General features: G+C 35.5%; 18 protein-coding genes and 2 pseudogenes. 4 read left to right on the top strand and 16 right to left on the bottom strand.

Annotated features, from left to right (window positions below):
• The 12 genes and pseudogenes from BM212_RS08820 to BM212_RS08765 all read right to left on the bottom strand — a co-directional run.
• The coding region (locus BM212_RS08820; protein WP_091898131.1) for a LacI family DNA-binding transcriptional regulator at positions 1-796 on the bottom strand (796 nt) is incomplete at its 3' end.
• Positions 797-1,058: 262 nt separating this feature from the next.
• Entirely contained in the window at positions 1,059-3,203 is a 2,145-nt protein-coding gene (locus BM212_RS08815; RefSeq protein ID WP_091898129.1) for a glycoside hydrolase family 3 N-terminal domain-containing protein, read from the bottom strand.
• Between the two features lie 2 nt (positions 3,204-3,205).
• Complete coding sequence (locus BM212_RS08810) at positions 3,206-4,639, bottom strand: 6-phospho-beta-glucosidase (protein ID WP_218149706.1); 1,434 nt, start codon at positions 4,637-4,639, stop codon at positions 3,206-3,208.
• 142 nt (positions 4,640-4,781) lie between these two features.
• The gene (locus BM212_RS08805; RefSeq protein WP_072695118.1) at positions 4,782-5,513 is read right to left on the bottom strand and encodes a MurR/RpiR family transcriptional regulator; all 732 of its coding nucleotides are present in this window, start codon (positions 5,511-5,513) and stop codon (positions 4,782-4,784) included.
• An 84-nt stretch (positions 5,514-5,597) separates the two neighbouring features.
• Positions 5,598-6,209 (bottom strand): class A sortase, encoded by a 612-nt coding sequence (locus BM212_RS08800; protein ID WP_072695119.1) that lies wholly within the window; start codon positions 6,207-6,209, stop codon positions 5,598-5,600.
• 77 nt (positions 6,210-6,286) lie between these two features.
• Positions 6,287-7,747 (bottom strand): MSCRAMM family protein, encoded by a 1,461-nt coding sequence (locus BM212_RS08795; RefSeq protein WP_281244392.1) that lies wholly within the window; start codon positions 7,745-7,747, stop codon positions 6,287-6,289.
• Positions 7,748-7,869: 122 nt separating this feature from the next.
• A complete protein-coding gene (locus tag BM212_RS08790) occupies positions 7,870-9,375 on the bottom strand; it encodes a UDP-N-acetylmuramoyl-L-alanyl-D-glutamate--2,6-diaminopimelate ligase (RefSeq protein WP_072695121.1) in 1,506 nt (501 codons plus the stop codon).
• Between the two features lie 68 nt (positions 9,376-9,443).
• Positions 9,444-10,776, bottom strand: a pseudogene (locus BM212_RS08785) (MATE family efflux transporter).
• Positions 10,777-10,791: 15 nt separating this feature from the next.
• Positions 10,792-11,073, bottom strand: coding sequence for a metal-sensitive transcriptional regulator (locus BM212_RS08780; RefSeq protein WP_072695122.1), 282 nt, complete (start codon positions 11,071-11,073; stop codon positions 10,792-10,794).
• Positions 11,074-11,660: 587 nt separating this feature from the next.
• Positions 11,661-12,140, bottom strand: coding sequence for a signal peptidase II (lspA, locus tag BM212_RS08775; protein WP_091898122.1), 480 nt, complete (start codon positions 12,138-12,140; stop codon positions 11,661-11,663).
• A 168-nt stretch (positions 12,141-12,308) separates the two neighbouring features.
• Positions 12,309-12,995, bottom strand: coding sequence for a 2,3-diphosphoglycerate-dependent phosphoglycerate mutase (gene gpmA, locus BM212_RS08770; protein ID WP_072695123.1), 687 nt, complete (start codon positions 12,993-12,995; stop codon positions 12,309-12,311).
• Positions 12,996-13,062: 67 nt separating this feature from the next.
• Positions 13,063-14,994 carry a heavy metal translocating P-type ATPase gene (locus BM212_RS08765; RefSeq protein ID WP_091898120.1) on the bottom strand — a complete coding sequence of 644 codons (1,932 nt, stop codon included), beginning with the start codon at positions 14,992-14,994 and terminating at the stop codon, positions 13,063-13,065.
• A 298-nt stretch (positions 14,995-15,292) separates the two neighbouring features.
• On the opposite strand from BM212_RS08765, the gene BM212_RS08760 reads away from it, so the two are divergent.
• The 3 genes from BM212_RS08760 (at position 15,293) to BM212_RS08750 (ending at position 19,122) form a co-directional block, all read left to right on the top strand.
• On the top strand, positions 15,293-15,607 hold the full coding sequence (locus BM212_RS08760; RefSeq protein WP_091898118.1) for an ArsR/SmtB family transcription factor: 315 nt from the start codon (positions 15,293-15,295) through the stop codon (positions 15,605-15,607).
• A gap of 43 nt (positions 15,608-15,650) precedes the next feature.
• Positions 15,651-16,559: a cation diffusion facilitator family transporter gene (locus BM212_RS08755; RefSeq protein WP_091898117.1), complete on the top strand. Its 909-nt coding sequence runs from the start codon at positions 15,651-15,653 to the stop codon at positions 16,557-16,559.
• 373 nt (positions 16,560-16,932) lie between these two features.
• Positions 16,933-19,122, top strand: a complete 2,190-nt coding sequence (locus tag BM212_RS08750; protein WP_083540555.1) for an LTA synthase family protein — start codon at positions 16,933-16,935, stop codon at positions 19,120-19,122.
• Positions 19,123-19,485: 363 nt separating this feature from the next.
• Here BM212_RS08750 and BM212_RS08745 read toward each other — a convergent pair whose 3' ends face one another.
• The 4 genes and pseudogenes from BM212_RS08745 to BM212_RS08735 all read right to left on the bottom strand — a co-directional run bounded on the left by BM212_RS08745 (position 19,486) and on the right by BM212_RS08735 (position 22,997).
• Complete coding sequence (locus tag BM212_RS08745) at positions 19,486-21,660, bottom strand: heavy metal translocating P-type ATPase (protein ID WP_425434172.1); 2,175 nt, start codon at positions 21,658-21,660, stop codon at positions 19,486-19,488.
• Between the two features lie 120 nt (positions 21,661-21,780).
• Positions 21,781-21,975: pseudogene (locus tag BM212_RS12990) on the bottom strand (cation transporter); the annotation flags it as partial.
• 28 nt (positions 21,976-22,003) lie between these two features.
• The gene (locus BM212_RS08740; protein ID WP_091898114.1) at positions 22,004-22,615 is read right to left on the bottom strand and encodes a CadD family cadmium resistance transporter; all 612 of its coding nucleotides are present in this window, start codon (positions 22,613-22,615) and stop codon (positions 22,004-22,006) included.
• A 16-nt stretch (positions 22,616-22,631) separates the two neighbouring features.
• A complete protein-coding gene (locus BM212_RS08735; protein WP_072695129.1) occupies positions 22,632-22,997 on the bottom strand; it encodes an ArsR/SmtB family transcription factor in 366 nt (121 codons plus the stop codon).
• Positions 22,998-23,473: 476 nt separating this feature from the next.
• Between BM212_RS08735 and BM212_RS08730 the strand changes: the two genes are divergently transcribed.
• The coding region (locus tag BM212_RS08730; protein ID WP_143744929.1) for an ABC transporter ATP-binding protein at positions 23,474-24,059 on the top strand (586 nt) is incomplete at its 3' end.

Raw genomic sequence — 24,059 nt, 5'->3', positions numbered from 1 at the left:
TTAGTGGTACATCGAGCTGGCAAAAGGTGGTACATTCTTTGGCAAACAGTGGTAAGAAAGTTGGCATCAATGGTACAAATGTGTGGCAGTAGTCAAACTTTCTCAAAAAGTTTATTACGGCCGTATAAGCTACTGTTTCTTCAAAAAAACCTTCGATAATCAATTCTTTATCAAAAGAAATATTAGCATCTTCTAAGGCAGCTCTATATCCTTTATATCTTTCATCACTATCATAAACACCTTCAATTCCTGTTACAAAAGCAACTTTTTCATAACCTAAACTTAATAAATATTCTGTAGCTTCTTTTCCTTTATCAAAAGAATCAAAAACAACACTCCCAAATGACTGATCTTGAATATTACGGTCTATGAAAACAGCTTTAATATGCTCTCTTTTAATTGCTTCAAGGTCATCATGATTTAATAAGTCCTCAAACCCTATCATTCCATCTACCATGCCTCCTAATATGCTATTGAGTACTACCTTTTTATCTGCTGATATAAATACATTCAATGAATATCCATGCTTTTCTGCTTCTCGTGCAATAGATTCTACCAATACACTAAAGTAGGGACCGCTAATACTTGTAGTATAAAATCCTAGAGTATTTGTTTTTACTTTTTTTAACTGTTTTCCCATAAAATTAGGTACATAGTGTAAACGCTCTGCAGTCTCTAGTATTTTCTTTTTTGTTGCTGGCTTAACTACATCTACCCCATTTAATGCCTTCGATACTGTAGCAATTGAAACATTTGCTTCTTTTGCAACATCTCGAATCGTTATTCTATTATTCATTACCAATTTATTCACCATCCACATAAAAACGTTTTTATTTTGCATATCAAATTTCATATAGGATAATCTAATTAGTATATATATATCACTGAATAATTAAACTATATATAAAAACGTTTTCATAAACAATGCTTTTTGTAGATTTAGATTCCTGTACCTACAATTTGATACCTGTACCAAGGTGGTACGAAACGTACCACCTTTTGGATATATAATAAAACATTTTTACTTCATAAAGATTTTATCAATATGCAGAAAGTTATTAATTACTCTCATGATATTCTACTGTTCCGATTATTTTTGCATCCAAACTGTCAAAACCTAAATAAAGATTAAATTTCCCGGAGTCTACCTTACTTTTTAAATTTGGGTGTACATATCTTAGATCTCTTTCAGTTAATGAGAAAGAAATACGTTTTTCATCATGTCCTAATAAGTCTATCTTGATCCATTTTTTCAGTTCTCTCACAGGGCGTGCTACTGTAGTAACAATATCCTGAGAATAAAGTTGGATGACGGTACTTCCAGAATTCATATTTTTATTTTTGACTGTAACATCAATTGAAATTGATTCATTTCCTTTAAACTTCTTTTTAGAAAATTTTATATCTTGCAGTTCAAAATCGCTATAACTAAGTCCAAATCCAAAAGGATATAAAGGAGTTGTTTCTTCGTCCATATAACGAGAGATATATTTTTGATTCTTATTTTCTTCATTTTGAGGACGTCCAGTTGATAAGTGCGCATAAGTATAGGGCAATTGTCCGACAGCACGAGGAAAGCTCATCGGTAATTTCCCTTGAGGATTTGCTTCTCCCATTAATAAATTCGCTAAAGCATGACCTCCCTCAGTTCCTGGAAACCATGCAACAAGAATACCTTTAACAAAACATTCAATTGATGACAACTCAACTGGTCTGCCGTTAAATAGAACTAAAACGATATTCTTATTTACTTTTGAAACTTCCATTATAAGCTTCTCTTGATTTCTAGTGAGATTTATATTTGTTAAACTGGCTGCCTCGCCAGTCTCTTGACTAGTCTCTCCAACTGCTAGAATAACAATATCTTGTCCTTCAGCAAGTCTAACAGCTTTTTTGATATTTTTATCAGATAATTCTCTACCATCTTGAAATCCTAGTACACTTAATTCAATATCCTTTTTTTGTAATCCATCTGAAAGTGAAACCGCTTCTTCTTTATCTCCGATCCAAGACCAAGCTCCTAAAATATCTCTTGACTTAGCTTTAGGTCCTATCAATGCTACTTTTTGATTTTTGATCAAAGGTAGAATATTCTCGTTTTTCAATAATACAGAACATTTTTCTGCTATCTCACATGCACTTATACGTAAATTTTTATTTTTATCAAATTCTTTTTTTGTTAATCCACGGTAAGGATCTTCAAACAGACCAAGTTTATTTTTCAAATTCAATATTCTTAAAACAGCTTCGTCTAACTTCTCTTTATTTTTATTATTTATAATCTCTTTTAAGTTACTTAAATAACTATCACTCATCATATCCATATCTATTCCTGCAGAAAATGCTAATAGGGCAGCCTCTTTTTTATCCTCAGCTACACGGTGAGCAATCAACTCTACCACAGCTGCCCAGTCAGATATTACGACACCTTTAAAATTTAACTGTTTACGTAAAATCTTTTGAATTAATGATGTATTAGCAGTTGATGGTATTCCATGAACGGTATTAAAAGAAGTCATAACTAATTCTGCTCCTGCATCGATTGCCGCTTCAAACGGCGGTAAATAATTCTGAGCAATTTCAATATCTGAGAGATCTACCGTATTGTAATCTCGTCCTCCTTCTGCTGCTCCATAACCAATAAAATGTTTTACACAAGAGGCCAAACGATTTTTGTCTTTAGATAAATCTTCACCTTGATATCCTTTAACATAGGCTTTTGTCAACGCGTTCGAAAGCGTTACATCTTCTCCGTTACTTTCAAGTACTCTTCCCCATCTTGCATCTTTTACATAATCTGCCATAGGTGAGAATGTAACGTGTATGCCAGCTTCTGTAGCTTCCTTAGCTGATAACTCTGCCATCTTTTCTACTATTGCTTCATCAAATGTTGCTGCTAAAGCTAAAGGAATAGGAAATATAGTTTCATATCCATGAATAACGTCAGCCATAAAAATTAACGGAATTGATAATCTACTTTTTTTTAAATAATCTTGTTGAATTGAGTATACTTGTTCAGATGTATGTGTTCCCAATATCGAACCTATTTGATATAATTTTTCTGATTCCAAATTCCATTTTTGCATTGGTCCAGTAATTTCTCCGCCTTCTGAAAAAAAATCTGGCGTTAACTGAACTAATTGACCAATTTTTTCATCAATAGTCATTTCGTTTAATAATTCTAGTAATTCTAGTTGTTCCATTTTTACAGCTCCTGACCATTTGAAGTAATAACTCGCTTATACCAATAGAAAGAATCTTTTCGTCGTCTTCTAAGTGTTCCCTTGCCATAATTATCTTTATCTACATGAATAAATCCATATCGTTTCTCCATTTCGCCAGATCCAAAGCTAACAATATCGATGATTCCCCATGGCGTATATCCCAGCAGTTCTACTCCATCTTCAACTACTGCAAGCTTCATCTGCTCAATGTGAGCTTTTAAATACTCTATTCTATATTGGTCATGAATTTTATTATCTTCTAATTTATCGTATGCTCCAAAACCATTTTCTACAATGAATAAAGGAAGGTTATATCGTTCGTAAACTGCATTTAATGTATATCTCAAACCAATAGGATCAATTTGCCATCCCCAATCACTAGAGTTAACATAAGGATTTTCGACCCATTTTGCATTTGGAAAGTCTAAAATCTCCTGTCCCTTGACTTCTGGTACTGTGGTAACTGCTCCTGACATATAATAACTAAATCCTATGAAATCCACTGTTCCCTCTTCTAAAATCCTCTCTTCTTTGCTACTCAGATCTATATGATAATTTTTTCTTTGCCAGTCTTTCTTTGCATACGCAGGAACTTTCCCTCTAGCATGAATATCACTGTAAAAGAAACGTCTTTCCATAACTTTAAGAGCAGCCATCTGATCAGCTGGATTACTTGAATAGGGATAAATCGGTACATAGGCCATCATACATCCAATTTGAAAATCCGGATTGATTTTATGTCCTAATTTGACTACTCGTGCACTGGCAATCAGCTCATTAACAGCAGCTTGAAACACAATAGCTTCTTTATTTTCACCTTCGTTGAACTTAATTGCCGAATTGGTCCAGGTATGAAGAGTATGTTGTCCATCAGCTTGATTATTGATTTCATTAAAAGTCATCCAATACTTGACTTTATCTTTGTAACGGTTCATAACCGTTTCTGCATAATGCACAAAAAAATCAATTAACTTTTTATTTTTAAATCCTCCATATTTTTTATACAGTGCATACGGAATTTCAAAATGACACAAAGTGATTACGGGCTCAATATCATTTTTTAATAGTTCATCGAATAAATCATCATAAAATTTTAATCCTTCTTCATTTGGTTCTGTCTCATCTCCATCAGGAAAAATTCTAGTCCAATTAATAGAAGTTCGAAAAACTTTTAGTCCCATTTCTTTAAAATATTGAATATCTTCTTTGTATCTATGATAAAAATCTATTGCTTCATGATTGGGATAATATTCTCCTTCTACTACTCCATCTGTAATCTTACGGTCTACTCCATTAGATCCAGCTGTCATAACATCAGCAATACTAACCCCTTTACCAGCAACATTCCATGCCCCTTCTAGCTGATGAGCAGCTACTGCTCCACCCCATAAAAAATCTTCAGGTAACTGTTTCATTACTTTCATCCCTTCGGTAACTTTCTATATAATTAGTATATTTTAAAACATTTTTAAAAACTATATGATTTCTGTAAATGGGTTATGTTCCGGAAAATTGAAAAAAACACCATGATGATACAGGTTGTACCATCAAAGTGTTTTATTTAATAGTGAGTTGCCTTAAAGCCTCTGATAAAGCTTCTATTAAAAAAATACATGGTATCTGACTAGTGAGATCCTCATGTTTGTTTATACGATGTACTTCTATAGAATAATCAATAACATAATCAGACATTCTAGCTAATGTACTATTGGCATCACTTGTTACGGCGACAGTTGTATAGTCAGGTTTATTCTTAAACCCATTAACTAATTCAACTATTTCTGTGGTTGTTCCAGTAACAGATAAAGATACTAGCATATTATCAGTTGTATTTTTCAGCTTGGAAAATATAGGATATGTGTGATCTGTTAATGCGTAACTATTATAGCCAATTGTGGCAAATCTTCTTGCAGCATACTCGCATACTGAACCGGATGCTCCAATTCCATAAAAAATAATATTTTCACATTCCAGCATTTTCTGAGCTATATTTAAAACTTTAGACTCAATGTCCCTCGGGAAATTTTCGGGTTTTAAAAAATTAGTTCCATTAATGATATCGTTGGTTTCTGTTTCTGGTGATTTGAATTGCCTTCGAAATTCAGTAAAACTTTCAAAACCTAGTTTGCGGATGAAGCGCATCACAGAAGAGGCTGATGTGTGTGATTCATTCGCAATTTCTCTTACTCGCATATAAGAGATCTTGTCACTATGACTAGACATATAGTGATAGATTGCTCTATCTGTTTCTGACAATTCATTAAAATCAAGTTTACCAAAAAAAGACATAATTATTACTCCTATACAAGTTAATAAAAACGCTTCCTTAATTTTAGCATAGTCATTTCTTTGACGCTAATACATTTTGTGTTTTTATGAATTCACTAAAACTGCTTGAACAATCAGTCGTTCCGTACCATCATGATTACAAGTGACTAGTGTGAGTGTCGCAGTTTCCGTTTCGTCAATAACTTCTAGTCGGTTTGGATCTACCATTATTATTTTATCGATACGATATTCATATTCCTTCTGCAAATCTTTCACATAGATAATCATACCTTTTTTAACACGATGCAGCGGAGAAAATAGAGTCGTTTTGTCTCTCCAATTATGCCCTGCTAATGCATAATTACCTTCTCCCATAATCTGATTTTCTTTCATAGTTCCCGCACCGACCATTAATTTATCATTATCCAGACCCTTGAAAATAGGTAATTCCATAGATACTTCAGGAATTGAAATCACTCCGATAGCCTCATCGGAAAAGTTCAACAATGATGTGAACGAAGATGCATTGATTTCTTGCACCTGATCAAAATCGAAATCAGCATCCGCTTGTTCACCTTGCCTAATGTTCTCAATGGATAATTCTTCAACGGCCTGTTTAGATATACTATTAATTATATAATCACTCAGAGGAATCATGGCAAATAGAAAAATCCCAATTGCAGTCAATACAATACCTGTTTTTTGATCTTTATTCATTTTCTCACTACCTTATTTTATCTTAAATTTTAAAAATACCCTCCAGATTTCTCTGGAGAGTATTTTAAACTATTATGTTAATTTTCTTGATTTTTTCTGAATAACGTTATTCCTAAAACGATTAACCCGATCGCAACTAATGCTATTATAAGCTGATATGAAGAAGTATTCATCTGCGGTAGGGATCCGTTTATATCAGAACTTTCCTGATTTACTATAACTCTTTTATTAGTAATCTCAATAGAAACTTGTTCTGGTTTGCCTTCACTAGTATTTGGTATAGTGACAGAATAAGTTTTATTATCCAATTGATAACCATCTGGAGCTTTAGTTTCAACAATATTGTAATTTCCAGGAGCTAGTTCACTCAGTAAGATAGAACCATTTTGATTCGTACTCAAGTTTTGAGCTACTTTATTTCCTTCTTCATCAAAGATATCGAATACTGCATTCTCAAGAAGTTCTTTATCCTCGTTCAATTTAAGAATTTCAAGATCACCCTGATAATTGAAAAATTGACCTAATTGAATCGTATCAGGTTTACCAATCGATTCTGTATCAACTGTAAACTGTAAAGTAGTAGAATTTATCAAGTATCCAACTGGCGCTTGCACTTCATTCATCACATATTCTCCAGGAGCTAAGTGCTCTACCAGTACTTTTCCATCATTGTCAGATGTTACATTTTTACGAACAATGTTCCCCTTGCTGTCTCTAACTTCAAAGGTAGCTCCAGCCAATGGATTTCCTTGTATATCAACTTTCTCAAGTTCAACATTACCACGATAGTTAACAAAGTCACCAACTCTTAATACAGCAGGTTCGCCTTTTATTTCGGATTTTATTTCGAAATCAAGAGGTTGTGTGTTTAAAATGAACCCTCCTGGTGCTGAAGTTTCAACAAATGAATAGTTTCCAGGAATTAACCTTTCAACATAAACTTGTCCATTTTCGTCTGTTGTTAATCCAGATTCTATTACTTCATCATCACGTAATAAATCAAAAACTGCTCCAGCCAAAGGTTCATTTGAATCAGTCATTTTAATCAACTGCACTTTACCTTGATAATTCTTAAACTGATCTAAAATTAAAGGTTCTGGTTTGCCCATATACTCATTTTCAATGGTAAAATCAAATGTCTCTGAATTTAGAATATAACCTTCTATCGTTGAAGTTTCTTGAACTGTATATGTTCCAGGTGCTAGTTCACTGATTTGAACCATACCATTTTCATCTGAATTGACTGTTGTAACTAGCTCTTGATTCTGATTGAACACTTTAAATTCTGCGCCGGTTAATGGTTCTCCATCTTCAGTAATTTTCTGCCATTCAACAGAGCCTTTGTAATTTACCATCGCTTCTAAATCAAAAGCAGCAGGTTCACCTTCAGCTTCTTCATCAATAGTAAAACTAATAGGGAGTGTATTTATGATATAACCTTCTGGAGCTGTTACTTCATGCAGTTTATACTCTCCTGGCGCTAATCCATCAGCCACTACCTGTCCACTTTCATCAGTCATTAATTTATCAGAAACAATTTCACCGTCAATGTCACTAGCGTTGCATTAAAATAATGCAACGCTAGTGATGTATTACATTTATAAATTATGTCTAAAACGACATAGCTTCGATTTGCATAGTAAGCTTTTTCTAAGCTTCCCTATTTTAACTTATTAATCAATTCGTTTTTATACCGATCAACGTTTTGAAGTTGAGAGCTGATTTCCTTGTTCTTCAAATATTGTACCGTTTCTTGATCTGTTTTGGTCTTTAAAGCATAGTTTTCTTTGTACTGCTCATGCCCTTTGCCTAATAACAACACCCAGTCACCTGCTTCAGCTTCTCCAATCGCTTTTTGGATAGCCAATGTTCGGTCCATGATGATGCTCGTTTTATCTACTGCATGACACTCTTTTTGGATGGATACATAATCGGTATATAGGTTGTCGATTGTTGAACCAAAAAGTTCGGTTACCGTTAAAATAGCATACGTGCTTAACCGGCAAACATTTTCTAGCATTGCTTTTCGCTTGGATTTATCACGGTTGCCCGCAAACCCGAATACGGTTATGACGCGTTTTGCACCATTGCTGATGGCTGTATTGATTGAAGTAGCTAGAGCATCTGGCGTATGAGCGTAATCCACGACGACCGTTACCTTATTGGATAAGTCGAAAATTTCAAATCGTCCTACAATGCCAGAAAACTGCGACATATAAGGTGTAACCTGTTCATAAGGTACTCCCAGTTCATGAGCGACACAACTAGACATCGTTAAATTGTCCAAATTATGCACTCCAGGTAAGGGTGTGCGCAAGTTATACTCCTTATTTTTATACCTTACTGAAACGTTGTCTAGCTCTTTAGCTAAAATTTGAACTTCATTAGTCGGTTCTTCGCCAACAATTATGACTTTTTTTCCTTGTGCGGTCAAACGCTCGGTCAGTTTTTTGCCCCAGCTGTCATCATAATTGATTATAGCTGTACCATCCAGTTTAAGTTTTTCGAACAATAAGGCTTTGCATTCAAAGTATTCTTCCATTGTGCCGTGGTAATCTAAATGATCATGCTGTAAATTATTAAATAAAGCATAATCAAACTGGATTCCTTCCAAACGGTCTTGTTCTAACCCTTGAGAAGATACTTCCATGACCACAACTTGGTCGGTTGATGCCGTTAGCAATTGATTGATTACTTTAGCATTTGGCGTCGTATTGACGTATTGGATCCTTCTCCCATTGATTTCATTGTAGATGGTTCCAATCAAGGAAACACTGTAACCCTGTTTTTCTAATAGCTGTTTAACAAAGAAACCAATTGTTGTTTTACCATTTGTTCCAGTAATGCCAATCATAATTTTATTTTTTGAGGGATCTTTATAAAATTCCTTTGCTACTTGACCTAATGCCTTTCGAGCATTTTTTACTTTCAAATAAGGAACTGTTAAATCAGTGAGATCATTTTCTCCAATAATAAGGATTGCCCCATTAACAATGGCTTGCGGGATGTAGAGGTTCCCATCTTCCTTGTACCCTTTGATTGCTATGAATATATAGCCAGAGCCGACTTCATTTGAATTATCAGTGATTCCTTTTACATTTTGTGACTGATCCAAAGTTCCGCTGTAGTTTAAATGACCCATTTTTAGTATATCTGTTATTTTCATCTGTAAGCAGCTTCTCCTTTTATTTTTTTATACATACAAAGTGAACTAGTAGTTAACTTAAACTTGGATTATGACCTTTGATATTCATTATCTAAGATCTTAATATTATTTTTAAATCTATAGACTAAAAATAGAGAACGTAAAGATAAGTCGATAGCAATTGACAACCACACGCCGGCTATACCTAGATTAAATATTTTCGATAATACAATGACTCCAACCACTCGAATAACCCACATACCAAATGCGGTACTGTACAAAGGTGATTTGGTGTCACCCATACCTTGTAGCGAACCAGTAGTAATCAAACTAATCGCTAAAACGGGCTGTGCGAATGAATCGATTCTAAGAGCTGTTACGATTTGATTAATAGCTTCAGAATCATTGGTAAATAGTGTAGCAAATAGTGGTGAACCGAAAAATAAAATGATACCTAATATAGACATGGATATCACCCCATATTTAGCTGCTGAGTAAGCGTAATGGCTAGCTTTAGATAAATCTTTTGCTCCGATACTATTTCCTACTAAAGTAGCGGAAGCTGTAGCTAGTCCATATGCAGGCATATAAGTGAAGCTTTCAATGTTTCCGGCAATAGAATGAGCTGCAAAAGTTTTTGCGCCAATACTGACGATTAAACCAAAATAAAGAACTTGGCCCAAACGCATGACTAAACGTTCTAGAGTAGCTGGAATAGTCAGGTTAATTAAAAATTTATAATTCGATTTTTTAAATAGAGTTGGAAAATCTATGGGACTACTCGATTTTTGAACTTTATTTAACAATAAAATTGTGCCTATTAATCGTGAAACTGCTGTACCAATTGCAGTTCCAATAACGCCTAATGCGGGTATGGGTCCTAAACCAAAAATCAGAATATAATCTAATACGATATTTCCTATGTTTACGACCGCAGTAACTTTCATTGGTGTTCTTGTGTCGCCAGTTACCCTTAATATACTCCCTAAAACAGTCATAAGGGAGATAAAGACAGACGTCCCTCCGACAATATAGAAGAATTGTGTCGAATAAATTAAAACTTCATCTGAAGCTCCCATAGTCGCTAACAACGGTTTTCCAAAAAAACAGAGAGACAAGAGAGAAAATAAGGCCTACAACAAGAGCTAAAACAACCGATTGGTTTGTAATTTTTTGGGATTCTTTTTCTTTATTTGCTCCTAAATATTGAGCAATTAAGGCAGACGCTCCCACTCCTAGCGCAATAAACACCGCCAAGTAGACATTTAATATAGTGTTAGTAACACCAACTGCTGTTACCGCTAGCAATCCAATTCTAGAAATCATCATCGTATCGATAAAACCAACGAGTGTCTGTAAAATATTTTCAATGGTGGCTGGAATGGCTAAAGAAAGAACTTTATTTTCTTTTAATTTTTTCATGAATGATTAACCTTCCTAAATCATCTTGCTATATTGTTTGATAGCGCGACGTAAACTTTCTAATTCTTTTTCAGTTTGGCCACTTGAAACAGCATCCATAAAAGTATGATCCGCATGAGCTTCCAATAAAATTTGACTAATTTTTTGTAGCGCAGATCTTGAAGAGTTCAATTGGACAATAACCTCATCATAAGGACGATCGTCCATAATCATGTTTTTTATCCCGCCGATTTGACCTTCAATACGATTAAGACGTTTAACTATATTTTCTTTGCTATGATCTGGATGGTGTGCCATAAAATTCCTCCTATAATTCATTATAGGGTATAGGGCATACCCCTATACCCTATAATGAATTATAGAATTGAGTACAAAAGAAGTCAACCTGTAGGGAGAATTATGGAAAATTAGTTAAATGAATTTTGTTTAAATAATAAAGCAGTAAAATTCTATTAAAATGAAGCCAGATTATACATTTAAAGAAGAGATTATACTGGCTGTACAATTATATTATTGTTCATAAATCTAGTTAGTTACGAGAGTAAAATCGCTGCAAAAGTGACAAGCGAATAAAGGGTATGATTGATTTTCAAGAAATATTTTTATCATCTTTAGTTACCTAAAATTAACTTATATAAGATTGACGGAGATCGAAACAAAAATAAAGAGATATAAAACGAATTTCAACACAAGCTAGTGGAAACTATTTATTTAGGCGGTTGATGATTTTTCCACATTTTTATGAGAAAGGCAGTAATCAAAAGTTCAAATTGAAGAAAAAGCTAATTCCGGCGTAATACTGGAATCAGCTTCTAAGATAAACTCCCTGACTCTTTTTAATTGCTTTGGATCGAATACTATATTGGCCCTTTCTATCGCTCGTCTCATTTCCCTAATCCCTTTTTGGATGCAATGCCCTCCTCTTTTTCGAAAAAGAGGAGGTAGACCATCAGGGTACCCACTCCGATGGTAAGGAAAACATCTGCTACATTGAATATCGGAAAATCAATGAAATCGAATCGAAACATGTCTATAACATAGCCTAAGCGCATACGATCAATGAAATTGCCCAAAGCACCCGCCAGGATGAAAGAAAAGCTGATACCAGATAAAATACTCTTCTGTGGCAAGTTATGGAATGTGTAGATCAGGTACCCTACTATCAGGATGGTGATGATGAAAAAAAAACCCATCCTCCCTGGCAATATTCCCCAAGCGGCTCCACGATTCTGAATGTAGTACAGGGAAAAAAATTCTGGAATAACTTCCAGCTCATCGTATAAGGAAAAATTCTGGACAATTTTCCATTTGACCATTTGGTCTATGGCAATCAAAACAGCTGCCAGTAGGTAATATAAAATCATAAATAACCTCTCTTTTCAGTGATACAACCACTATTTATTATATACAACAGGAACCAAGGAAGTATAGTTCCTAACTAGCAAATTGAGAGATACAGGATCTCTCTAGTTTACATTAATATACGAAAAACTCGTACATAAGAAATTTCTTCCTATGACGAGCTCTCTGACTTAAGGATAATATTTTCTAATAACTTCTAATCCCTCATTTAATTCATAAACAAGTGGTTGTCCTGTCGGTATCTCTAGTTCCATGATTTTATCCTCAGGTATATTTTCCATATATTTCGCTAACGCTCGAATGGAATTACCATGGGCAACTACTAAGACGGTTTTCTGATCTAGAATTGCCGGTGCAATTTCATCTTCCCAAAAGGGCATAACCCTGGCCAACGTAATTTTCAAGTTCTCACCCATTGGGATACTCCGTTTTTGTAAATGGGCATAACGTCGATCATTTAAAGCAGAATTAGGATCCTCTGGTTTTGCTAGTGGAGGCAGCGTATCGTAGGATCGACGCCAAATCTGAACTTGCTGAATACCAAATTTCTCAGCAGTCGCTTCCTTGTTGAGTCCTTGCAAAGCTCCATAATGGCGCTCGTTCAAACGCCAGGTTTTGATTTCAGGTACCCAGAGTTGATCGGAATCCTCTAAGATAATGTGACAAGTTTTAATGGCTCGTTTCAAAACAGAAGTAAAGGCTAAATCAAACTCTAATCCAGCTCTTTTGATTTTAAGTCCCGCTTCGTGAGCTTCTTTCAGCCCTAACTTCGTAAGATCAACGTCCACCCAACCAGTAAATTGATTCAACGCGTTCCATTCGCTTTGACCATGGCGCACAAAGACAACTCTTTTCACGTTTATCCCCTACCTTCATTATTTAATCGATTTTTTCTTATACCCATTAATATTAACTATCAGTTGATTAGGTAGACCGTAGCAATCGAAGTCCATTCAAAATAACAACCAAAGTACTTCCTTCATGAATACTGACACTGATTGCAATATCCGTTAAGCCTAAGAAACTAACGACAATTAAAAAAGCAACAACGGCCATTGAAAAAATAATATTCTGCCAAATAACACGGTTCATTTTCGAAGAAATATTATGAGATTGTACCAATTTAGATAAATTGTTTTGCATTAAAACTAAATCAGATACCTCTACTGCCACATCAGTCCCATCTCCCATAGCGATTCCCACATCTGCATTAACAAGAGCAGGAGCATCATTTACACCGTCTCCAACCATGGCGGTCACGCCGTATTTTTCTTTTTGTTCGTCTATAATTCTGGATTTGTCTTCCGGCATGACATTCGCAATCACTTCATCTATTCCTAATTGTTTAGCAACCGCTTTTCCCGTCATTTCTGAGTCACCAGTAATTAATGTGGTGTGTATACCTTGTTTCCTGAAATATTCAATGGTTTCTTTAGCATATTCACTCGGAACGTCCATAAGGGCAATAAGGCCTATAACCTCTTCATCTACTGCTACGTACACGACTGTCTTACCTTCTGAAGCCCATTCATTATTTAAACGACTATACTCATCTGAAACATCCTCAAACGAAGTCGGTTTTCCTATACGATAATTTCTCCCTTTGTAATCTCCTGTCAATCCTTTACCAATCTGGTTTTCTACATCAATAGTTAGTTTGTTTTTTTGCTCAAACTTTCTTAGAATAGCATCTGCTAAAGGGTGATTGGATTCTTTTTCAAGAGCTACTACGATATCAATCATGTTTTCTTCGTTCACGGAATCAGCAAAATAATAATTGGTTACTTCAGGTTTTCCTTTGGTCAAGGTGCCCGTCTTATCAAATGCAATTGCTTTAATATCGGCTAATTGAGACAGGTAAGAACTACCTTTTGAAAGGACTCCTTTTTTGGCTAAATTAGAAGTCGTCGATAGCGTTGCCGAGACAGTAGCTGCTGCTAAAGCACACGGTGAAGCTGCAACTAAAAGGACTAATCCTCTATAGACACTTTGTGACCATGTCCAATCAAGTAGAAAAGGTGCCAATAACATGAATAACGGAATGGCAATTAAAACAACTGTGACGTATTTGGGTTCAAATTTTTGGATAATACTCGCAGCTTTTGTTTGGTTATCTTGGTTCTGGTTCACTAATTGTAAAATTTTTGAAAATACTGTATCTTCGTTTTCTTTGGTGACTTTCATCGTGAAGGTACCTGTTCCATTGATTGTACTCCCGAAGACGCCATCTCCTTTGGATTTCTCTTTCGGGATACTTTCTCCATTAATAGACGACTCATCAATGGATGTAGATCCAGACAAAATGACGCCATCAATAGGTACTTGATCGCCATTCAAAACTTGAAGTTGATCTCCCACTTTTAATTCACTGACATCTACATTTTTTGTACTACCATCAGGCAGGATTAACCGGGCAGTCGTTGGATTCATTTCGAGTAATTTCGTTATTTCTCGTTTGCTTCTTCCTTCTGCATAATCTTCCAAAAAATGTGCGCCAGAAAAAATAAGAATCAATAATGTTCCTTCCCAAAAATTACCCATCAAAGAAGCTCCAATTGCCGCTAATCCCATTAAAATATGAGAATTAGGTATGAACTTTTTTTGTGCTTTTGAATTCTCAATTGTTTCTCCAAGGCCTTCAAGAAGAATAACGTGATACCCGGCACTGATTGTAGCGATTGAGAACAAAACATTTTGTACCAACTGATAATCTTCATTCAAAAATAGAGCAATCACTGCTAATGCTAAACCAACAAAGTACAAAACGACTGGCATTTTCCCATGATCATGGTCGTGATCGTGGTTGTGATTATGATTATGCTTTTCTTGAGACTGTTGTTTTTGGACAGTTTCCATTTCTATTGCCTCCCTATATAATTTATAATTCCTTTGTTTTCCATCATTTACTTCTTGAATCACATAAATTTCTGCTATTTCTGACTCCTTTCGTTTATTCCAAAAGTAAATCGTAATGAATCTACTTTACATATGACTAATTAATCATATGTTTGTATTCTCATTTTATATCGCTATATACGTTTTGTCAAGATAAAGAGAACGCAACTTCTCTTTTATAAACAAAAGATTAGCATTGTTTCGCTCATATGGTAATATAGATATGAACGAAAGGTCATATGAAAGGAATAAAAACACTATGGATATAAAAACAACTTCTCCAATCGATAAAGAATCTATTCTGTCAATAAGCAAACTATTTAAGGTGATTAGTAATCCTACACGATTGTCGGTTCTCTTTCTTTTACAGAAAAAAGAGTGTAGTGTTGGAAATATCGCTATTTCTCTGGACATGGAACAGTCTGCTATTTCTCATCAATTAAAAACGTTGAAAGACGCACGCTTAGTAAAATCAAGAAGAGAAGGAAAAAGTATGCTTTACAGTTTAGATGACCTTCATGTTTTTAGTATTCTCGAACAAGTTTTAACTCATGTCAGTGAATTAGAAAAATAAAACCAATTAGTTATGTAGCATACAAACTTAGGAGGTTTTTAAAATGTCAAAATCAGATAAAAATCATAATCACTCGCATCAGGATCAATCGAAAAAAAATATTAAAATTGCTTTCTTCATAAATTTTATTTTCTCCATAAGTGAATTTTTCTTTGGGTTTCTTTTCAATAGTGTGTCCATTATGTCTGACGCAGTTCATGATTTAGGGGACTCTATTTCAATTGGATTCGCTTGGTTTTTTCAGGGTTATTCAGAGAAGCAACAAGATGAACGGTTCACCTTTGGCTATAACCGATTTTCTTTACTGGGCGCGCTGATAACTGGCGTTGTGCTAATTAGTGGCTCGTTCTTTATGATCTATCGTAGTGTGCCACGTTTGCTTGACCCACAACCCGTAAATTATAGTGGCATGTTCTGGCTTTCTCTCGTAGCTATTGCATTGAATGGATATGCTGCTTGGATTTTAAGCAAAGGCACATCCAAAAATGAGGGTATGTTGAACCTCCATATGCTGGAAGACGTATTAGGGTGGATTGGAGTCTTGATTGTGAGTATTCTAATGAACTTTACCGAGGCATATCGTCTGGATCCTATCTTATCGATTTTGATTGCACTCTATATCCTCTACAAAACCATTCCTGAATTTTTCACCACAATGAAAATTTTATTGAATGGTTCCCCTAACAATGTAAACGTAAATAAACTTGCTGATTCCATCAATAACGTTTCCGGTGTAAAAGATTTCTCCCATCTTCACATTTGGTCATTAGACGGGGATGAAAATGCTCTTATTGTTAGTGTCCTTATAGACTCGACAGACGTAAATAGGGCACGAAAAATCAAAAAAGAAATAGCTGAGATTGCGTATGAATCTGATGTAAAAAAACATCTCACGATAGAAATAGCTATAAGTAAGGAAGAATTCGAAAAAGGATACTCCCGTATTACTTAAGGTAATTTTAAAGAGCTACTGACAACCGCTTTACAAACAAAAAGAGATTGGGATATAACTTTGAAGTTATATCCCAATCTCTTTTTGGCTATAAATCTAACCGGCACTATCTCATTTCTTTCAAAAAATAAATAACGTACATAAATAATAATGAAGAGAATTAACTTCTTGCAGAAAAATTTTTCTTAAAAGAAGTGTTTAATAAAAAATCTCAATCCATTCTTCGTACCTACATTGAAGACTCCTGTACTCTAGTTTTATTGACTACCCTATTGATTAATTGTAAAATGAAATATGGTAGAAAATTACAATAAACATACAAAAAATATACAAAATAAGATCTATATTTTTACAATATCGCTGTTTATTTAAAATGGCACGTACTAGTTTGTGTGTGTTCAAAAAGGAGGCAATATCTGTGTCACAACTAAAACATGTTCTTTCTAAACGACTTGGCTTTTTTACCTTTGCAGTGATTCTGTTTTGGTTAAAATCGTATTTAGTCTATCAAGTTGAATTTGAACTTGGTGTTGAAGGATTATTCCAAGAGTTCATCTTATTTATCAACCCCATTGCAACTACCGTATTCTTATTCTCTATCGCTCTTTACTTTACGAAGTCTAAAAAAGCGTATGGAGCATTGTTCGTTGTTTATTTCTTAACGAGTTTGCTCATCTACTCAAATGTACTTTACTACCGTGAGTTTAGTGACTTTCTAACAATTTCAACTATACTTGGTGCCGGTAAAGTATCAAACGGTATCGGCGCTAGTGCTTTTGCTTTATTGCGTCCACAAGATATTCTTTACTGGTCTGATTTCTTTCTACTGTTGTTTATGGCATACAGCAAAAAATCTCCTATCAAAATGGACCCACGTCCAATGTTGAAGCGTTATGCAGTTGCAGCAACCACTTTAGGCATGACTTTATTTGCAGCCAACTTGGCTTTAGCGGAAAGCAATCGACCGCAATTATTGGCACGTACTTTCGACCGTAATTATATTGTGAAATATTTAGGCGTCAACTTTTTTACTGCCTTTGACGGTTACCAAACGGCTCAAAACAACCAAATGAAAGCTAGCGCTGATGAATCCGATATGGAAAATGTATTGGGTTACGTTCAAGATCATCATGCTGAACCAAACACCGATTATTATGGTGTCGCTGAAGGCAAAAACGTGATTTATCTTCAATTGGAAAGCTTCCAGCAATTTTTAATCGATTATCAGTTAGAAGATGAAAATGGCGAACTTCATGAAGTCACACCTTTCATCAACAGCCTTTACGATAACCAAGACAGTTACAGTTTTGAAAATTTCTACAATCAAGTCGGACAAGGAAAAACAGCTGATTCAGAGATGTTAGTAGAAAATTCTTTATTTGGTAGTTCTCAAGGTGGAGCCTTCACCCAATACGGTACTGCGAATACTTTCCAATCCGCTTCTCAAATTTTACGTTCCGAAGCTGGATATACTTCAGCAATGTTCCATGGAAATGTAGGTTCATTCTGGAACCGTGATAACACGTACAAATCATTCGGTATTGATTACTTCTTCGATGATGAGTATTACACGTTTACTGAAGAAAACAAACTTGAGTATGGTATGAAAGATAAAATTTTCTTCCAAGAATCCATTCAATATTTAGAACAATTGCCACAACCGTTTTATTCAAAATTCATTACCGTTTCAAATCACTTCCCTTATCCTTTAGATGAGGCAAATGTTGATTTCCCTGCAGCCACAACTGGTGATAATACCATTGATAACTACTTCGTTACTGCCCATTATTTGGACCAAGCAGTGGAAGAATTCTTTAATTATCTCAAAACTTCAGGATTATATGAAGATTCGATTATTGTCCTATACGGAGATCATTATGGTATTTCTAATGCCCGTAATGAATCTTTAGCTCCTTTGCTTGGAGAAGATCCTGAGGAATGGAACGGCTACAACAATGCAGTCATGCAAGAAGTTCCAGCTATCTTCCATGTCCCAGGTGCAGGCAATGGTGAAGTCTTCGATACCTATGGTGGACAAGTAGATATGCTCCCTACTCTTCTTCACTTGTTAGGCATTGAAACCACTGATAATGTCTTAATGGGAACAGACTTGTTCTCAGAAGAACATGATGAAACGGTTGCTTTTAGAAATGGAGACATTGTATCACCGAAATATACTGTAAATGGTTCAGTTATTTACGATACAAAAACCGGCGAACAAATTTTAGAACCTTCTCAAGAAGTACTAGATGAAGTGGAACAATTAAAAGCCAATGCCAATCAACAGTTAAGCACTTCTGACAGTATCCTGCAGAGCAATTTATTGCGTTTCTATACTCCTGAAGGATTATTGCAAGATGACATAGCTGATTATGATTATCAAAACCAACTTGAAAAGCTAAAACAAATTAACGAACAGCTCGGCGAAGAAGCAACGAGTTTGTATTCTCGAAACGGACGACAATCAACTGTTCCATTGTATGAGACCAATGCTCCTGAGTTAGCCGATAAAACTAATGATGGAATCGCGGATTATGAAACAGTTCCTGAACCAACTGAATAATCTGTCACTACAGAAGGGAACAGAACAAATAATTATTATGAGCTGGAGTGGATACTCATGTGTAAAAAAAACACTTGAGCATTCTCCCCAGTTACTTTTTTAAAGTGGACTCTTTTTGTAAGCAAATATTTGGAAATAATTGTATCTTATTCAGATTGAAAACATTTTAGGACATATGTTGCTGTTTCAATAGTAAAATAAAGGCGAGTGTTTTGAATATCTATTTAACTATTTGAAATAGACAAAAAAGGTAATTGCACAAATGCAATTACCTTTTTTAAATTACCGGGAGGTTTTGTCCTACCCTTTTTTGTTAACTTGAACTGATAAAATATATGCCACTATAAGAATGAATTAAAAGTCTTACTTATTTAATATTCTCATTGAATTTAATACCGCTATTACTGTTACCCCCACATCCGCAAATACAGCTTCCCACATAGTGGCAATTCCAAAGGCTCCTAGGACTAAGAATAAGCCTTTCACTCCAAGTGCAAAGAAAATATTTTGCCAAACAATGCGACGGGTGTTCTTAGCGACTTGCATGGCAGTGACAATTTTAGAAGGTCTGTCATCCATAAGAACTACATCTGCAGCTTCTATCGCTGCGTCTGATCCTAAACCTCCCATAGCAATCCCAATATCTGAGCGTGCTAGCACAGGCGTGTCGTTAATTCCATCCCCTACGAAAGCAACTTTTTCGTTTTTTTCTTTCCGAGATAAAATTTCTTCAAATTTTGCTACTTTATCTTGAGGAAGTAACTCGCTATAAACTTCTGTAATACCTAATTTATTCGCTACTGCTTCCCCAACTTTTTTCGAATCTCCGGTTAGCATGATAATGTTCTTGATTCCTAATTTCTTCATTTCAGCAATACTTTCAATTGCGTCATCTTTAATCGCGTCTGAAATAAGCAAATGTCCGGTGTAAACCTTATCTACAGCTAAGTAAACAACCGTTCCAATTTCTTGTACTTCCGTAAAACCAACAGAAAATTTATCCATTAGACGGGCATTTCCTGCTAACACTTCTTTTCCACCGATGGTGGCTTGAATTCCATGACCAGAAATTTCGTTATAAGCGGTAATTCTTTCTTCTTTAATATCTCTTCCATATCGCTCTTTAATGGAATCCGCAATAGGGTGAGTAGAATGAGCTTCGGCGTAAGCCGCTAATTCAAGCAGTTGCTCAGAATTGACTCCATTCTTTGGTTCAATAGTTGTTAATTCAAATTTTCCTTTTGTCAATGTACCCGTTTTGTCCATCACCACGTATTTAAGATCGTTCAGACCTTCGAGGAAATTGCTGCCTTTTACTAAAATCCCTTTGCGGGAAGCAGAACCAATCCCACCAAAGAAACCAACTGGAATCGAAACGACTAAAGCACAAGGGCATGAAATGACCAAAAAGATACTTGCCCTGTATATCCATTCATTAAATGTAGCTCCTGGTATTAACAATGGAGGAACAATTGCCAATAATGCAGCAGCTATAACCACAATAGGAGTATAGTAGCGAGCAAATTTGGTAATGAATTGTTCTGTAGGTGCTTTCCGTCCGCTAGCATTTTGGACCAAATCTAAAATTTTCTTCACAGTCGACTCTGCAAAGGGCTTTTCTACAACTACTTTTAGCAAGCCGTTTTTGTTAATAAATCCGCTCAAAATAGAGTCTTCTGGCTTTACGCTCCTTGGAACGGATTCGCCTGTTAAAGCAGAAGTGTCCATCGCCGAAGTACCTTCCACTACTTTTCCATCCAAGGGTACTTTTTCGCCCGGACGAATGAGAATAAGATCTCCAATCTTAATGGTTTCAGGAGCAACTTTTTCTACGTTGTTTCCTGTGACTAAGTTGGCATAATCAGGTCGAATATCCATTAAATCCGCAATGGAGCGACGGGATTTTGAAACAGCAATATCTTGGAATAGTTCTCCGACTTGATAAAAAAGCATGACTGCCACAGCTTCGGGGTACTCTTGAATATAGAAAGCACTTAACGTTGCAATGGTCATTAGAAAATTTTCGTCGAATACTTGGCCTCGAAAAATATTTCTAATGGCACGCCCTACAACATCATAACCAGTGATTAAATAAGCCAGTATGAACAACCCAAGCGAGGCTTGTCCAGCCATAGGAAGAAACATTCCGGTCACTAATATTCCTAATCCTAGTATTAAACGAATAATGGTCACTTTAGTTTTGTTTCCAAACAGATTGACCAGAGAAGCTCTATTCGTCTGTTTGTGGCTAGTCTCATCTTTAGCAGAAATTGATTCGATAGAAGTCGAATTTTTATGAGAATCAGTTCCATTTCCAACCAATGTACCGTCCACTTTTTTTCGCAGAACGACGTCAGGTTCTAAAGTTCCTACTGTTTGTTTTACACTAGCCAATACGTCGTTTTTATTTCCACCTGCTACCTCAAAGCTCAGTGTCTCTGTCATAAAATTGACATTGCTGCTTGTAACCCCAGGAACTGTAGCAACTCCTCTTTCCACTTTGGCGGCACAGTTTGCACAATCGATTCCTTCTAATATCCATTCGTAGTTCTTTCTATCATCTTTTAAATGACTTACCTTGATTAATGGCGGGTTTATTTCAATCAACCTGCCGTCCACTTTATTTTTTAAAGTAACATCAGGCTCCAATTTTTTAACTTTTTGTTGCACATTGGATAAAACAAGATGTTCTTTTTCCTCTGTCACTTCGAAACTCAAGGTTTCTGTCATATAGTTCACACTACTATTGGCGACACCTGCAACCTTGGCGACGCCTCTTTCTACTTTGGCTGCGCAGTTTGCACAGTCGATTCCTTCTAATATCCATTCATGGGACTTTTTATTTTCACTCATCGTTTGCTTCCTTTCCTAAATAGGACCTCTACAAACCTAATATAGTTTGGATGGTTCCATTTTCTATCATAATAAAAATCCCTAATCCAATAAATACGATAGGTACAATGATTCGTTCATATTTTTCTAGCGTTTCAGAGACAAAAGAAATTTTCGCCAATTTATAACTGATATAGCAAAGAACCGCAACAGAGATAGCAAATACGATTAAAGCAGTGACAATCGCTGGAAAAGATAACGAGGTAAAGTAAGGAATATAGATTCCTAAGTTATCGCCACCAGAAGCAATTGTTATTAAGGCAACGGTCCAAAAGAAGCGGTTTGTTCCTCTTGATTCAAGCTTTTCAACGACTTCCTCTTCTTCTTCCTCCTCTTCGCCTACAAAAGCCACACGAATCCCTAAGTAAATAGGAATTAATCCCAGAAGACCAATGATCCAATCTTGAGGAATAAAATTCAGCACGTATGCTGCAAACAAACTTATGGCTACCAAGATTCCTGTTCCGAGGTATTGACCCAAAAAAATCTGACGGAGACCTTTTTTAGTATGGCTTTGAGAAAAAATAATCAGCAAGATAAATAAATAATCAATGCTCGTAGAAATGTAAACAGCGAGAGCTGAAATAATGCTTTGTAACAAGTTAATTTCCTCCAAACTAAGATTTCACAGATAAACTTTCTGACAACTTTAAAAAAGCACGAATAGCGGAAAGTACATCTTCATTTGCTAAAGAGTAATAAACCATTTTCCCGTCTTTTCGTGACTTTGTCATTCCGTGTTTTTTTAAAAAACGCAAATGGTGCGACGTTGTAGCGATACTAGCATCCAATATTGCAGCTAAATCACAGACACACATCTCCTTGTACGTCTCTAAAGCATAAAAAATCTTAATTCGAGAAGAGTCTACAAAACATTTTCCTAACACAAGTAAACTGGATAAGTCCTTATCATTTAAATTATTTTTGATAATTGCTACTTTCTCTTTATGTATAATATTCGTTGCACACACATCTGTATCCATTTAATTTCACCCCTACTCATTCAAACGACCTTTTGAATGAAGTATATCTAGTTAGATCCCCTCTTGTCAATATCCTTATTTCTAACAGTTAGTTTTTATTAATTTCAGGCAGAACTCATTAGTGGCTTGACGTTAATTGCCTTGATTCTAGCCAGAGGAACAACTTCCCGTTAGTAGCTTTTCCGGCCAAATATCTTTTAGATATCAAAACTGTGGCCCAGAAGTGGAGCAGGATAAAGCAAATTGCATAACTTAATATACAGAAGACAATTAGGAGTTCCTATAAACTGACCCCTATGAAGAGAGCTCTTAAAAGAAAGTCCTCTTCATAGGGACCAGTTTATTTAGTTGTTTCTTTATCTTTTTCTATCATTCTAAAATACGTTTTTTATATAGAAGAGTTATAACACTTGACCCCGTACCTAACTGCAGACTATATAATGAAGTAGAATTTAAAATAGGAAGGTGAGAACAGAATGGCAGACACTATACTCAAAGCAATAAATGTAAAAAAAGATTTTGTTCTTTCTAAATCTCGAAAGATTGAAGCCGTTAAAGGAATCAATTTAGAAGTTCAAGCGGGAGAAATATTTGGGTTTCTCGGACCTAATGGTGCAGGGAAAAGTACCATGATTAGTATGCTGACGACCCAGAGTAAACCAACATCTGGAGAGATATTCATTAATAATCAACCGATTTCAGAAAATCCTGCTGGGGCTCGCAAAAAAATTGGTGTCGTTGCTCAACATAATAATCTTGATAAAGGACTGACAGCACGAGAAAATCTCATTTACCATGCTAAGTATTTCGGGTTAGATGATTCCACCGCCAATCAAAGAGCAGATGAATATCTCGAAAAGTTTGGATTGAAAGATCGCCAACATGATTATGTCAAAAGTTATTCCGGTGGAATGGCACAACGTTTAAAAATTGCTCGAGCAATCATTCACCAGCCAGATATTTTATTTTTAGATGAACCGACAACAGGGTTAGACCCCGCTTACCGAGCTATCCTTTGGGAACAAATATTAACATTGAATAAAGCAGGCACGACTATCTTTC

Origin of the sequence: Marinilactibacillus piezotolerans, assembly GCF_900114235.1 — a bacterium.
Taxonomy (GTDB): Bacteria; Bacillota; Bacilli; order Lactobacillales; family Carnobacteriaceae_A; genus Marinilactibacillus; species Marinilactibacillus piezotolerans.
This window is presented reverse-complemented; position numbering and strand designations above follow the sequence as displayed.

Coding starts and splice junctions, on each gene's coding strand:
- BM212_RS08810 (WP_218149706.1), bottom strand. CDS start 4,639: ATGAAACAGTTACCTGAAGATTTTTTATGGGGTGGAGCAGTAGCTGCT.
- BM212_RS08760 (WP_091898118.1), top strand. CDS start 15,293: ATGGATATAAAAACAACTTCTCCAATCGATAAAGAATCTATTCTGTCA.
- lspA (WP_091898122.1), bottom strand. CDS start 12,140: ATGATTTTATATTACCTACTGGCAGCTGTTTTGATTGCCATAGACCAA.
- BM212_RS08750 (WP_083540555.1), top strand. CDS start 16,933: ATGGCACGTACTAGTTTGTGTGTGTTCAAAAAGGAGGCAATATCTGTG.
- BM212_RS08790 (WP_072695121.1), bottom strand. CDS start 9,375: ATGAAAATAACAGATATACTAAAAATGGGTCATTTAAACTACAGCGGA.
- BM212_RS08765 (WP_091898120.1), bottom strand. CDS start 14,994: ATGGAAACTGTCCAAAAACAACAGTCTCAAGAAAAGCATAATCATAAT.
- BM212_RS08780 (WP_072695122.1), bottom strand. CDS start 11,073: ATGGCACACCATCCAGATCATAGCAAAGAAAATATAGTTAAACGTCTT.
- BM212_RS08755 (WP_091898117.1), top strand. CDS start 15,651: ATGTCAAAATCAGATAAAAATCATAATCACTCGCATCAGGATCAATCG.
- BM212_RS08805 (WP_072695118.1), bottom strand. CDS start 5,513: ATGTCTTTTTTTGGTAAACTTGATTTTAATGAATTGTCAGAAACAGAT.
- BM212_RS08735 (WP_072695129.1), bottom strand. CDS start 22,997: ATGGATACAGATGTGTGTGCAACGAATATTATACATAAAGAGAAAGTA.
- BM212_RS08815 (WP_091898129.1), bottom strand. CDS start 3,203: ATGGAACAACTAGAATTACTAGAATTATTAAACGAAATGACTATTGAT.
- BM212_RS08800 (WP_072695119.1), bottom strand. CDS start 6,209: ATGAATAAAGATCAAAAAACAGGTATTGTATTGACTGCAATTGGGATT.